The 12,483-nt window shown below is 49.5% G+C and carries 15 protein-coding genes; 13 read left to right on the plus strand and 2 right to left on the minus strand.

Annotation, left to right across the window (positions count from 1 at the left end):
* Positions 1 to 15: 15 nt before the first annotated feature.
* The 8 genes from D3D03_RS01675 to D3D03_RS01710 all read left to right on the plus strand — a co-directional run bounded on the left by D3D03_RS01675 (position 16) and on the right by D3D03_RS01710 (position 6,177).
* Positions 16 to 1,212 carry an ABC transporter substrate-binding protein gene (locus D3D03_RS01675; RefSeq protein ID WP_026833482.1) on the plus strand — a complete coding sequence of 399 codons (1,197 nt, stop codon included), beginning with the start codon at positions 16 to 18 and terminating at the stop codon, positions 1,210 to 1,212.
* Positions 1,199 to 1,963, plus strand: coding sequence for an ABC transporter permease family protein (locus tag D3D03_RS01680; RefSeq protein ID WP_119922539.1), 765 nt, complete (start codon positions 1,199 to 1,201; stop codon positions 1,961 to 1,963). The genes D3D03_RS01675 and D3D03_RS01680 overlap by 14 nt, the downstream gene beginning before the upstream one ends.
* Positions 1,960 to 2,742, plus strand: a complete 783-nt coding sequence (locus D3D03_RS01685) for an ABC transporter permease subunit (RefSeq protein ID WP_119923081.1) — start codon at positions 1,960 to 1,962, stop codon at positions 2,740 to 2,742. Before D3D03_RS01680 ends, D3D03_RS01685 begins: the two co-directional genes overlap by 4 nt.
* A complete protein-coding gene (locus D3D03_RS01690) occupies positions 2,678 to 3,568 on the plus strand; it encodes an ABC transporter ATP-binding protein (RefSeq protein ID WP_119922540.1) in 891 nt (296 codons plus the stop codon). Before D3D03_RS01685 ends, D3D03_RS01690 begins: the two co-directional genes overlap by 65 nt.
* Before the next feature lies 1 nt (position 3,569).
* Positions 3,570 to 4,151, plus strand: coding sequence for a CDP-alcohol phosphatidyltransferase family protein (locus tag D3D03_RS01695; RefSeq protein ID WP_028106692.1), 582 nt, complete (start codon positions 3,570 to 3,572; stop codon positions 4,149 to 4,151).
* Positions 4,148 to 4,735, plus strand: a complete 588-nt coding sequence (locus D3D03_RS01700; protein ID WP_119922541.1) for an NUDIX hydrolase — start codon at positions 4,148 to 4,150, stop codon at positions 4,733 to 4,735. Before D3D03_RS01695 ends, D3D03_RS01700 begins: the two co-directional genes overlap by 4 nt.
* Positions 4,736 to 4,875: 140 nt before the next feature.
* Positions 4,876 to 5,412, plus strand: a complete 537-nt coding sequence (locus tag D3D03_RS01705; RefSeq protein WP_026833477.1) for a PadR family transcriptional regulator — start codon at positions 4,876 to 4,878, stop codon at positions 5,410 to 5,412.
* Positions 5,413 to 5,556: 144 nt separating this feature from the next.
* Positions 5,557 to 6,177 carry a hypothetical protein gene (locus D3D03_RS01710; RefSeq protein ID WP_119922542.1) on the plus strand — a complete coding sequence of 207 codons (621 nt, stop codon included), beginning with the start codon at positions 5,557 to 5,559 and terminating at the stop codon, positions 6,175 to 6,177.
* A gap of 271 nt (positions 6,178 to 6,448) precedes the next feature.
* Here D3D03_RS01710 and D3D03_RS01715 read toward each other — a convergent pair whose 3' ends face one another.
* Complete coding sequence (locus D3D03_RS01715) at positions 6,449 to 7,105, minus strand: type 1 glutamine amidotransferase domain-containing protein (RefSeq protein WP_026833475.1); 657 nt, start codon at positions 7,103 to 7,105, stop codon at positions 6,449 to 6,451.
* A gap of 67 nt (positions 7,106 to 7,172) precedes the next feature.
* Entirely contained in the window at positions 7,173 to 8,027 is an 855-nt protein-coding gene (locus D3D03_RS01720; RefSeq protein WP_051524023.1) for an aldo/keto reductase, read from the minus strand.
* 185 nt (positions 8,028 to 8,212) lie between these two features.
* Between D3D03_RS01720 and D3D03_RS01725 the strand changes: the two genes are divergently transcribed.
* From D3D03_RS01725 to D3D03_RS01745, 5 genes are all read left to right on the plus strand, one after another.
* Complete coding sequence (locus tag D3D03_RS01725) at positions 8,213 to 8,749, plus strand: NUDIX domain-containing protein (protein WP_119922543.1); 537 nt, start codon at positions 8,213 to 8,215, stop codon at positions 8,747 to 8,749.
* 96 nt (positions 8,750 to 8,845) lie between these two features.
* On the plus strand, positions 8,846 to 9,334 hold the full coding sequence (fur, locus tag D3D03_RS01730; RefSeq protein ID WP_026833472.1) for a ferric iron uptake transcriptional regulator: 489 nt from the start codon (positions 8,846 to 8,848) through the stop codon (positions 9,332 to 9,334).
* 125 nt (positions 9,335 to 9,459) lie between these two features.
* Positions 9,460 to 10,344, plus strand: a complete 885-nt coding sequence (gene xerD / locus D3D03_RS01735) for a site-specific tyrosine recombinase XerD (RefSeq protein WP_028106687.1) — start codon at positions 9,460 to 9,462, stop codon at positions 10,342 to 10,344.
* A 122-nt stretch (positions 10,345 to 10,466) separates the two neighbouring features.
* Complete coding sequence (gene deoB / locus D3D03_RS01740; protein WP_028106686.1) at positions 10,467 to 11,639, plus strand: phosphopentomutase; 1,173 nt, start codon at positions 10,467 to 10,469, stop codon at positions 11,637 to 11,639.
* An 18-nt stretch (positions 11,640 to 11,657) separates the two neighbouring features.
* The gene (locus D3D03_RS01745; protein WP_026833469.1) at positions 11,658 to 12,470 is read left to right on the plus strand and encodes a purine-nucleoside phosphorylase; all 813 of its coding nucleotides are present in this window, start codon (positions 11,658 to 11,660) and stop codon (positions 12,468 to 12,470) included.
* Positions 12,471 to 12,483: the final 13 nt, after the last annotated feature.

Here is a 12,483-nt window from a genome sequence, read left to right on the forward strand (position 1 = left end):
AGGGGATTTTTACGGATGAGAAAACAAATAATCGGAATAGCGGCAGCGGGTCTCGTACTGGCTGGTTGTGGCAATACTCCGGCAGCGCCGACACAAGATAAAGTACTGGGTTCTTCGTATACGACGATTGAAAAAGCGGCGGCTGACACGACGGTCCGGATGTATATGTGGGGCGGCGATGACGGGATCAATGCCTATATCGATGAGTACCTGACACCCCGCTTGAAAAAAGAGCATCAGATTACACTAGAGCGTGTGCCGATTGAGACAGCAGACATCATTCAAAAGTTACGGGCCGAGAAAAAAGCCGGCAAAGAGACGGGCGTCATCGATGTCATCTGGATCAACGGAGATAACTTCCGAAACGCGAAAAAAGACGGTTTATTGTACGGTGAAATCACGAAGGTGCTGCCGAATATGAAGTACGTGGATCCACAAGCACAAGGTTCAGACAGCGGGACGCCGACCGACGAGCTGGAAGCCGCATGGGGCAAAGTCCAGTATACGTTCCACTACGATCAGGCGAGTGTCGCGAATCCGCCAAAAGATCTCAAGACGCTGAAGAGTTGGGTCAAACAGAATCCGGGCAAATTCACTTATCCGGAAGTAACGGACTTTACGGGAAATGCGTTTGTCCGTCACGTCATGTACGGTGTTGAATCAAAAGAGACGTTACAAGATCCGAAAGCCGATTTCAAGAAAACATGGGCTTATCTGAACGAACTCAAACCGTATTTGTGGAAAGAAGGAAAAACGTATCCGAAGACATTGGCGCAACTGGACCAATTGTATGCGAAAGGCGATGTCTCGTTTACGATGGGCTTCAACGAACGACGGGCGGAGCAAGAAGTGAAATCAGGCACGTTTCCGAAGCAGACACGCCCTTTGATTTTAGAAGAGGGGTCGATTGCCTCGACACACTTCTTGACGATTCCATTTAATGCCCCTAATCCAAACGGTGCTCTTGTGACAATCAATCAACTGTTGTCGGCAGAAGCGCAACTGAAGAAGTTTGATGCGACCTATTGGGGTGACGGAACGAGCCTTGATCTTTCGAAGCTCAATCAGCAGGAACAAGCGGCGTTCGCCGATGTCCCGGCGGCAGCCTCGACACCGAAGCCGGCGGACTTTAACGGAAAAGTCCGGGCGGAGCTCGATCCGGAACTGTTTGATCTGATCCGGAAGGACTGGCCGGAACGTGTGGCGAGGTAATGCCTGGCCGGCGGCACTTCTGATTGCCGGTATGGTGGTGTATGGTCTGGTCGTCAGTCTGTCGATGACGACCTGGAACGACTACAGCCGTCTTGCGTCTGATGCCGTTTTTTTGGAAAGTATCGGCATCAGCCTTTATGTCGCATTGAGCAGTACACTCCTGTCCGTGTTGCTCGGGGCGATGCTTGCGGATTATTTTGCGAAACGGACGGGTTTTACGGAACAACTGTTGGCATTGCCGTTGTTTATCCCGCACCTCGGTGCAGCATATCTGTCGATTCTGTATTTAAGTGACCTGCCCGTCATCGGACCGCATGAAGCAAATCATCTCAGTATCATCTTGACTTATCTTTATAAGGAAGTGCCGTTCGTCTTCTTTTATCTTCTGCCGGTATATCGACGTCTCGATCACCGTTATGAAGAATTGGGCTTGATGTTGGGTCTGTCACGGATGCGGCGGTTTTGGCACGGAAAAGGTGTGTTTCTGTTATTCCCGGTGCTGGAAGCGGCCTTCATCGTCTTTGCCTTTACGTTGTTCGCTTATGAGGTGCCGGCGTTACTCGGCGTCACCTATCCGAAGATGATTGGGGTTTACGCCTTTGATTTATACACACAAGGCGATTTATCGAGCCAACCGGCAGCTTTCGCCATCAGTGTCGTCCTGACCGTCAGTTTGTTGGTTGTGTTATTGACATTCACGCGTTTCGTCAGACCGTTGACGGAACGGATCAGTAAGGGGCGAGCGGAATGAGACCCACCCTTGTGAAAAGTCTGTTGATTGGTCTGATCGTCCTGCCCTTGATCGGTGTCATCCCGACGACCTGGACGTGGAACCCGCGTTTACTGGACACGCTGACAACGACTGTCCTGATGATTATGGCAGTGACGCTGCTGAATCACCTGATTGGCTATGCAGCCGGAAAAGCGATTGCGTTTCGCACCGGCAGGCTGATTCGGTTGATGGAACTGTTGATCAGCTTGCCGCTGTTCCTGCCCGTCTTGTTGTTATCGTTCGGCTTGTACCTGACCTGGATTCGACTGGGGCTCGCCGATCAATTTTTAGGCGTCTTGTTGGTGTTGCTGTTACCGACATTGCCGTACACGATCCGTATCTATACGAACGGATTTCAAGCACTCGGTGAACAGATGATGGAACAGATGATTCTCATCCAACCGAACCGCTTCAAACGGTTCTTTTTCCTGACCGGTCCGATGATGCGGTCGTCGTTACAGTCCGTCACCTTACTCGTGACGGTGATTGCGTTAAGTCAGTACGCACTTGTCGCACTGATCGGTGGCGGTGTCGTCCGGATGATCGCCCTCGAAGCCTTTCCACTCTATACGGGAAATTCGTTGGTTGCAGCGAAAGAAGCGACGATTTGGTTGATTGCTTTACCATTTTTGATTTATTTTGTTCAACTCATGGTGTTCTCATCGTGGGTTCGACTTGTTCGGAGGCTGTTAGATGGACGTAATGATCCAGCACGTAACGAAGACATTTGGAAAGAAAAAGGTGTTACAAGACATTGATTTGACAATTTCCTCAGGTAAGTGTGTTGCCCTCGTCGGACCAAGCGGCAGCGGAAAAACCACGTTACTCCGTTTGATCGCCGGACTGGAGCGTGTCTCGAGCGGAACGATTCACTTCGGATCAACGGAGATGACACGTGTCGCGCCGAACGAACGGGGCGTCACGATGTTGTTTCAGCGTCCGTTACTGTTCCCGCATCTGACCGTCGGACAAAATGTCCGGTTGGCAATGAAAAAAGGGAGCCGGCAGGATGTGAACGAATGGCTGGAGCGTGTCGGTTTGACCGGGCGGGCGGAGTCATTTGTCCATGAACTGTCCGGTGGAGAGCAGCAACGGGCAAGTCTCGCCCGGGCGCTGGCCAGCGAACCAAACTTCCTGTTACTGGACGAACCGTTCTCAAGTCTTGATTTGCCACGGCGTCGGGAACTGCGGACGCTGATTCGACGGCTGACGGAAGCAGAAGGCGTCACGACATTACTTGTGACGCATGACCGGGAAGAAGCGATGGCGATGGCGGATTATGTCTACGTCATGGAACAGGGACGGATTATTGATCAAGGCAATCCGGTCCGGCTGGCGGAGACGAGTCCGTTTTTCGGGGATGGAGTTCATCTGAACGGTGAATGGTATTCCTTGTCCGATGTGAAGTTGGTCTTAAGACCGACGAAGGAAAGTTTTGAACGTGTTACGATTACGAAAGAGCTGATCCAGTACGGCGTCCGATTTTATGAAGTCGAACGCGAAGCAGGAGAGCGTCTGATCGTGCAGACGAGTGAGACGTTTTCTGAAGCAATGACAGCTTATATCGTCAGGAAGGAGGGGTAATATGTTAGATACACGGGCCAGAAAAGTTGTCCAGCCCCTTTTTGAACAGGTAGCGACCTTATTAAAGAAAATGGGACTTTCAGCGAACCAAGTGACTATCATTTCCGGAATCATCGGGGGTGCAACAGGTTTTTTTGTATACAATGATATGATGGGTATTGCCATTTTACTATTATGGATCTCTGGTATGTTAGACGTCGTGGACGGCACGATGGCGCGGCGTGAGAAAACGACGCCGATCGGAACGATTCTTGATTTGGTGCTCGATCGAATCGTCGAACTGTCCGTCTTGCTTGGACTTGCGCTCCGCTTTCCGGAGACACAAGTCGTCATCTTATTTTTAATCGCTTCCTTTGTGATCGGGATGACGATGTTTCTGGCGATTGGAGCAGTCAGCGAGAATTATGGGTTCAAGTCGTTCCAGTATCAACCGGGATTGGTTGAACGGACGGAAGGATTCCTCTTTTTGACCGCGATGTTACTGTTCCCAAGTGCAATCATTTGGATTGCGCTCGTCTTTTTAATTGCTGAATTGTATACAGTCGGGGAACGGTTTTATCAAGCCTCGAAGGTGTTACGATGAGTGAATCGGAACAGCTGATGGTGGTGGATGAAGCCGGACATCCTTTGTATACGGCAACGCGGCAAGACGTGCATACGCAAGGTCTGTGGCATGAGACGTTTCATTGTTTTGTCATCGACAGCAAGAAACAGCAGGTCGTGTTACAGCAACGGGCGGATCAGAAAAAAGACTTTCCCGGGATGCTGGATATCACGGCGGCCGGTCATCTGTTGGCCGGTGAGTCAGTTGCTGACGGAGTTCGGGAACTTGAAGAAGAAATCGGACTCGTCAAGTCTTTTGAAGAACTGTACGGACTCGGTGTGTATCAAGAAGAATTATGCTTACCGGGCTTCATTGACCGGGAACGGATTCATCTTTTCTTGACGGACTCGGCAAAACCACTGACCGGCTATTCGTTGCAGAAGACGGAAGTCCGCCGGCTCCTCGCTTTTTCGTTCGCTGAGTTCGCCCGGTTGGCGGAAGAAGAAACGACGGTCTTAACAACGGTCGAAGGTGAAACCATTCAACGCAATCAATTCGTGCCGCATCCGACCGAGTACTGGAAGACGGTTTATACGGGAATTCTAGCTTTTTCTGAACGGTGAACGCAACAAAAGGACTGACTAGCGTAGAAAACGCGGCAGTTCTTTTTCTTTTTGACCGAAAGCTAGGCAGAAAGTAGCATAATAAACATTTCTCTGAGATAATTAACAATATATACATTTGATGAAAGAAGGTGCAGCCAGTGGCGTTACGATTTGCATTGCTCGGACTGCTAACTCAGGGAGAAGCGACCGGATACGATTTAAGTACGACGTTCAAAAAACAGATGACGCATTTTTGGACGGCGCATCATACACAAATTTACCGTGAATTATTAAAGATGGAAGACGATCAACTGGTGACAAGTGTCTATATCGTTCAAGAAGACCTGCCCGATAAAAAAGTCTATTCGATCACGGAACAAGGACAAACGGCACTCGTTGCCTGGCTGCGGGCGCCGAGTGAATTCAAACCGAAGATGAAGGACGAGAATCTGATGCGGGTGTCTTTGTTGCATCTGTTGCCTCCGGATGAAGCGGTCCTGTATCTGGAAGAGTCCAAACGGCATCACCAGTTTGCGGTCGACTTGATGCGGGTGTGGCGAAAAGATCATCTCGAGAACGGGGCCACGCTTGGGGAAACGCTGACCAGTGAATATGGGTTACGGATGATGCTCAACTACCTCGACTGGTGTGACTGGGCGATTGAAGAGATCAAAAAAAATCAGGCCAATGTCTGACCTGCGGGGATTTCACGGTCTGTGATCTAATATCAACTCACTTCTGTTCAGGGCAGAGTGAGTTGATTTTTTGTGGATTCTTTTTGATGCAGACTGTGATAGAGTAGATGAATTGTAAGAGCATTAGAGGAGGTAACAAAAAGCGTGAGTGTATTTACGGATTATGAAGACTGGATCGATGAAGAAACGGATGAGATGATTGAACAATATGCCGGTTATGCCGTCAAAGAACTGAAATGGGGAGGCGAAATCAGCGATTATTATGTCGAATCCGGACTGATTGACCGGTTTGTTGCGCAACAAATGATGTGGTTGTCGTTCGAAGAGATGGAACAGATTTTAGACGAATCGGCGGTGGACTTTGATGTCATTTCGGTGGAAACAGAAGAAGCGATGCAACGCGCCCAAGTCGAACAAACACTCCATCACGACATCAAACAGCAGTTGACGATCAAAACACGTCCTTTCGTTGCGAACCGTCTCGAGCAGCTCTGCGAGGAGCAGCGTGATGTTGCGTCACAAGCTGAAGTCTCGCGGCTTGCCTATGAACAAGTCGTCCAGACATTGAAGGCAGGACCGGCCCCGGAAATCATTGCTAAGCGGTGGTACCGTCGTGAACGGATCATTCACCGTTCGTTTACGCCGGATGAACAAGCCCGTCTTGAACAACAGCGTCAAGAGCTCGAACCCGAGTATCAAAAAGACCAACGACGACTGGAAGAATTACAGCGTGAACGCACGAATTGTGAACGGCTGTTACGGTGATAAAGTAAAACAATGGCAAAAGGGATCGCTCTATTGCACATTGTTTTTCAGTTGAAACAACAAGACCCGCATCCTTGCCTGATTGAGGCAGGGATGCGGGTCTTGTTTGTCTCTGACAGTACGGATTTCTTTGCTGTTTCCTGTATAAGCGTAGCGCGAAAGAAGTCATTCCGTTTGAATCAAAATGAGGATAACGGATGTAAAATCCGCCACCCTCGTCTGCATAGAAAATGACTGCTGAATCAGTCCCTTTGAGTTCAACTAGATGTTCTTAGACCGTTGCCAGTTTCGCCAAGACAAGTTTCGCGACCGCTTCACTTGAAGCCGGGTTTTGACCTGTGACGACGTTGCCGTCGATGACAGCAAATTCTTTGCCGGCATCTGACGTCAGGAACGTTGCGCCTTCGCTGCGTAACGTTGTTTCAAGCAAGAACGGTACTTTATCTTCAAGACCTGTTGATTTTTCTTCTTCGTCTGTGAAGCCGTTGATTTGACGACCTGAGACAAACGGTTTACCGTCGATCGTAACATGCGCGAACGCCGCTGGACCGTGGCAGACAGAAGCGACGATACCGTCTTTTCTGACCATTGCTTCGATGGCGCCGGCGACAAGCGGATTGTTCGGGAAATCGACGACCGCTCCGTGACCACCTGGGAAATAGACAGCATCAAATGATGCGGGATCGACATCCGCGAGTGGCGTCGTATCATGAAGAGCACGGCGTGCATCTTGGAATTTCGGTAGAATCTCCTTGACCATTGAAGCTTTATCGATCGGGACATCGCCGCCTTTGACAGAAACGACCGTGACGTCATGGCCGGCTTCGTGGAACAGGTTGAATGGAGCTGCGAACTCTTCGAACCATAATCCTGTTTTGTGACCGTTCATATCATCAGCACTGGTTGAAACGATTAAAATTTTTGACATAATAAAACTCCTCCTCTGTAATAACGTTACAAAGAAGGAGATTCCCTCGTCTGAAAAAACTCAAACCTTATCGATGTTCTGTATACGTGTGAACAGGAAGCAATGACAGGACGTGTGCGATTTCTTCTGCCGACAACGTTTCCCGCATCGCTTTCAGATTCGCTTGGAGTTGTGACACGCTGGATGCGCCGGGTAAGACGATATCCGCCTGTTGATCGATGGCTTGAAGAGCCATCGCCGGAAGCGGATAGGCTTGGAGTGTCGTCAACACCTGCTCCAGCTGTTCCTTGTCGTATTGTTCAAACCGGTCGACGGATTGAAGACGGGATGTACTCTCCGTCGTCAACAGACCTTTTGCCAGCGGACCGCGGGCCACGAGTTTGATGTTTCGTTCTTGAAGCCGCGGCAACAATTCTTCGATTCGACGGTCAAGCAACGAATACGGCGTCATCAAATAACTGAAATCACTGTTCTCCAGCCAGTAGTTGATGACGTTCGGACGCAAGGAAGACAAACCGTATTCCTTGATCCGGCCCTCCTGCTGGAGATCTTTCATCGCACGGATCGACGCATCAAGATCGTCTTCCATCGTTCCGCCGTGAACATAATACAAATCGAGGTACGATGTTTCGAGTCGATTCAGACTCTCGAAACACGCCTGTTTCAAATAGTCATAGCTTGGGTCCCACGTCCAGCCCGTTCCGGTCGCATTCATCCGGTTGCCGCCCTTGGAAGCAAGAAACAATCGGCTCCGATCTTCAGGTGAAAACGTTTGTCCGATCAGTGACTCGACCGCTCCGTTTGCGTAGACGTCCGCCGTGTCAAAATGAACGATTCCTTCATCAAGCGCCGTCCGCAGAATTTCTGTTGCTTCTTCCTGACCACGCTTCAAAATCGTCATCGTGCCTAATCCTAATGCCATATCGATCCCTCTTTTCTTTCAACTAGTGCTACTGCTACTCAGTTTAGCATATTTAGCGGTTGATTTTCGTTCCGGGTGCTCTTGCCCAAAAGAATGAAACAGACTTGCGTCCGGAATCGGAAAACAGGCATACTGAGGAAGAGAAGAAAGCAGTGATTCGAATCCGAACAGAAGAGGTGTACATGATGGAAGAAAAAACAATTGAGCGGGAAGTCATCTATGAAGGAAAAGTCTTTAACGTCGAAAAGCACGTCGTCAGTTTACCAAACGGCAACACGTCCGTCCGCGAGCTGGTTTACCACAACGGAGCGGTCGCCATCATCGCCTTTGATGAAAAAGGAGATTTGTTGGTCGTTGAGCAATACCGCAAAGCGTTTGAACAATTATCCATTGAAATTCCAGCCGGGAAACTGGAAAAGGACGAGGATCCGGTAGATTGCGCCGGAAGAGAACTAAAGGAAGAGACCGGTTATGCAGCGGGCGAATTAACCCATGTGTTTGATTTTTACGGGGCACCCGGTTTTTGCAGTGAACGGGTACATATTTATGAAGCAACCGGATTGACGGCAGGGGAGCGGCAGCTCGATGCCGATGAATTCCTCGAAAACCAGACGCTGACGCTTGAACGGGCGCTGGAATTAGTGGGAAATGGGACAATCGTCGATGCGAAAACGATCATGGCGATCCAACATTGGCACATCCGTACTTTAAAATCATTCTAAAGTAAATGATTTTCAGTTGATAATCATTTTAATTTGAAAAAGGAGTGATTATCAGCTATGATAAAACCATCAGTTTCGACCAAAGGGGGCGCTATGATGGAAAGTCGTGTTGAACGCATTAAAAAACAGCTGAGCGGTAAAGGATATAAGCTGACTCCCCAACGTGAAGCGACCGTACGAATCCTGCTTGAACATGAGTCGGATCACCTCAGTGCGGAGAATGTCTTTTTATTGGTCAAAGAAAAAAACTCAGACATTGGACTGGCGACGGTTTACCGGACGCTTGAGCTGTTGACGGAGTTAGAAGTCGTTGATAAAGTCAATTTCGGAGATGGCGTATCTCGATTTGATTTACGACAAGAAGGGGCGAGTCACTCGCATCACCATCTTGTTTGTATCGAATGTGGATCCGTCGAAGAAATCTTAGATGATATGTTAGAAGAAGTCGAAAAAGAAATCGTCTCGCGTTTTCAGTTTAAGATTAAGGATCACCGGTTGACGTTTCACGGTGTTTGCCGCGTCTGCCAAGAACGGCATGCACGGGAAGCGCTGGAACAATCGCAATCACAAACCCAAACCGTCTGACTGTCCTCATCAAAAAGAGGACGGTTTTTCTTTTTTAAAAATATAGGTCAGACCTCTTCACAACGGTTTACACCTTTGATATGATGGGAAAGTAAGCGATTTCTTAACGATAGAGGATGAGTTCAGTGAGGCAACAACTGGAAGCATTTATCAACTATTTAGTGATTGAACGGCAGATGTCCGCGAATACGGCCGCTGCCTATCGAAATGATTTAAACCAGTATCTGACGACGCTTGAGCGGGAAGGGATTTCTTCACCGGAAGAAGTCACGCGCCACCACATCGTCCTTCACATCGAATCTCTGCTTCAGGCACAAAAGTCGCGTGCGACAGTCCGGCGGTCCACGAGTTCGATTCGTTCGTTCCATCAATTTTTAGTGGAACGGCAGATCGTCCGGCACGATCCGTCGCGACATCTTGATTTACCGAAACCCGACAAAAAGTTACCGGTCGTCTGGAGTCAAACGGATATCGTTCGTTTGCTTGATTCGGTCGTCGGCAACGATCCGCTCGTCCGGCGTGACGCGGCGATGCTCGAACTGCTGTACGGCACCGGCATGCGGGTCAGTGAGTTGTTACAATTAACATTGAATGATCTGCAACTGGAACTCGGTTACTTGTCGTGTCTCGGGAAAGGGAACAAAACCCGCATCATCCCAATCAGTCAGACAGCGATCGACAGTGTGACGGTTTATCTGGATCTCGCCCGCAACAGTCTCGGCGGTCAACAAACCGATTATGTATTCCTCAACAGCCGGGGCGATCGTTTGTCGCGGCAGGGTTTTTGGAAGATGATTAAGCGTAGGGCGAAAGAAGCCGGGATTGAAAAAGAGATTACGCCACACGTTTTGCGTCATTCCTTTGCCACCCATCTCCTCGAAAATGGAGCTGATCTGCGGGTTGTCCAGGAAATGCTCGGTCACGCCGATTTATCGACGACGCAAATGTATACGCACGTCAATAAAGCCCGTCTGCACGACGTCTATAAAAACCATCATCCACGTGCGTGATGGTTTTACCTCTTAAAGGTCTGACTTCAGACAAATAGGGTGTTTTGTCTAGGCTGTTTGCGGGAAAATTCTAACGGGATTTGTTTTAACAGTAAGCAATAAGTATTAGGAGGAATTTTAACATGGCTCAACCATTCAAACGTGTATTTTTAGTCGTCATGGATTCAGTGGGAATCGGAGAAGCACCGGATGCCGAACAGTTCGGCGATCTTGGAGCGCACACGCTCGGTCATATCGCGGAGCAGCGTAATGGTCTGAACATGCCGCACATGGCAAAACTTGGTCTTTCGCACATCGCACCGATTCAAGGCGTTTCAGCAGAAGCAGCGCCGCTCGCAGCGTACGGGAAGATGGAAGAAGTATCGGCCGGCAAAGATACGATGACGGGGCACTGGGAAATCATGGGTCTTCGCATCGATACGCCGTTCCGTGTGTTTGAGAAATTCCCGGAAGATTTGATTGGACGTCTCGAAACGTTTTCGGGTCGGAAAATCATTGGTAACAAGCCGGCGTCAGGAACGGAAATCTTGGATGAGCTCGGACAAGAACACGTCGAGACAGGTGCGTTGATTGTTTATACGTCGGCTGACTCGGTCCTTCAGATCGCAGCGCACGAAGAAGTTGTTCCGCTCGAAGAATTGTACCGGATTTGTGAATACGCCCGTGACATCACGCGTGATGACCCGTACATGCTCGGCCGGATCATCGCCCGTCCATTCCTCGGAGAACAAGGTGCCTGGGTCCGGACGTCGAACCGTCACGACTATGCGTTGAAACCGTTTGACCGGACTGTCATGAACGAACTCGAGACAGCCGGACTCGATGTCATTTCCCTTGGGAAAATTGCTGATATCTTCGACGGCGAAGGTGTGACGGACGCCATCCGTACGAAATCGAACATGGATGGTATGGACCAACTCGTCAACCAACTCGACCGTGATTTTACAGGACTTTGCTTCTTAAACCTCGTCGACTTCGACGCATTGTTTGGCCACCGTCGTGATCCGCAAGGGTACGGTCAGGCGCTTGAAGAATTTGATGCCCGTCTGCCGGAAGTTTTTGAACGTCTTCAGGAAGATGATTTGCTGATCATTACAGCGGACCACGGAAATGATCCCGTTCATCCAGGAACGGATCACACACGCGAGTATGTGCCATTACTTGCTTACCACAAAAACGGTGTCGCAAATGATTTGGGAATCCGTTCGACGTTTGCCGATCTTGGGGCGACGGTTGCCGATAACTTCAATGTGAAGCTGCCGGCGCACGGTAAGAGTTTCTTGTCAGAACTTTAATTTAAGGGAGCGATTCAGATGACAGTCAATTGGAATGAAACACGGTCGTATTTAGAAAGCAAGATGCAGGCGAAACCGGAAATCGGTTTGATTCTCGGTTCAGGACTCGGTGTCCTGGCGGATGACATTGAAAATCCGATTGCGATTCCTTACAGCGATATCCCGAACTTCCCCGTCTCGACGGTGGAAGGTCATGCCGGGCAACTCGTATTCGGAACGCTCGAAGGGAAACAAGTCGTTGCGATGCAAGGACGTTTCCATTTCTATGAAGGATACTCGATGGAGATGGTCACATTCCCTGTCCGTGTCATGAAAGCGATTGGTGTTGAAACACTGATTGTCACGAACGCAGCCGGTGCTTGCAACGAAGCGTTTGAACCGGGAGATTTGATGTTGATCACGGATCACATCAACTTCTTCGGCACAAACCCGTTGATCGGAAAAAACGTTGATGAGATGGGACCACGTTTCCCGGATATGTCGAAGCCGTATGACGCTGAATTGTTGCGTCTTGCCCAAGAAACAGCAGACGAACTTGGCATTCAAGTGCGTCAAGGCGTTTACTTCGGCAATACAGGTCCGACGTACGAAACACCGGCGGAAGTTAAACTCGCCCGGTTGCTCGGTGGAGATGTCGTCGGTATGTCGACGGTTCCGGAAGTCATCGTCGCCCGCCACTCGGATATGCGCGTACTTGGTATTTCGTGTGTCTCGAACATGGCAGCCGGAATTCTCGATCAGCCGCTTCACCACGACGAAGTCATGGAAACGACGGAACGTGTCCGTGCGCACTTCCTGTCACTTGTCCGCGGTTCGATCAAAAAAATGTAAGAATTGTAGACCG

The organism is Exiguobacterium sp. RIT452 (genome assembly GCF_003598705.1).
Classification (GTDB): Bacteria; Bacillota; Bacilli; order Exiguobacteriales; family Exiguobacteriaceae; genus Exiguobacterium_A; species Exiguobacterium_A undae.

Excerpts from the sequence above, each read along its gene's own strand:
- D3D03_RS01675 (WP_026833482.1), top strand. The coding sequence starts at position 16 with ATGAGAAAACAAATAATCGGAATAGCGGCAGCGGGTCTCGTACTGGCT.
- D3D03_RS01685 (WP_119923081.1), top strand. The coding sequence starts at position 1,960 with ATGAGACCCACCCTTGTGAAAAGTCTGTTGATTGGTCTGATCGTCCTG.
- D3D03_RS01690 (WP_119922540.1), top strand. The coding sequence starts at position 2,678 with ATGGACGTAATGATCCAGCACGTAACGAAGACATTTGGAAAGAAAAAG.
- D3D03_RS01695 (WP_028106692.1), top strand. The coding sequence starts at position 3,570 with ATGTTAGATACACGGGCCAGAAAAGTTGTCCAGCCCCTTTTTGAACAG.
- D3D03_RS01700 (WP_119922541.1), top strand. The coding sequence starts at position 4,148 with ATGAGTGAATCGGAACAGCTGATGGTGGTGGATGAAGCCGGACATCCT.
- D3D03_RS01715 (WP_026833475.1), bottom strand. The coding sequence starts at position 7,105 with ATGTCAAAAATTTTAATCGTTTCAACCAGTGCTGATGATATGAACGGT.
- D3D03_RS01720 (WP_051524023.1), bottom strand. The coding sequence starts at position 8,027 with ATGGCATTAGGATTAGGCACGATGACGATTTTGAAGCGTGGTCAGGAA.
- D3D03_RS01725 (WP_119922543.1), top strand. The coding sequence starts at position 8,213 with ATGGAAGAAAAAACAATTGAGCGGGAAGTCATCTATGAAGGAAAAGTC.
- fur (WP_026833472.1), top strand. The coding sequence starts at position 8,846 with ATGGAAAGTCGTGTTGAACGCATTAAAAAACAGCTGAGCGGTAAAGGA.
- deoB (WP_028106686.1), top strand. The coding sequence starts at position 10,467 with ATGGCTCAACCATTCAAACGTGTATTTTTAGTCGTCATGGATTCAGTG.
- D3D03_RS01745 (WP_026833469.1), top strand. The coding sequence starts at position 11,658 with ATGACAGTCAATTGGAATGAAACACGGTCGTATTTAGAAAGCAAGATG.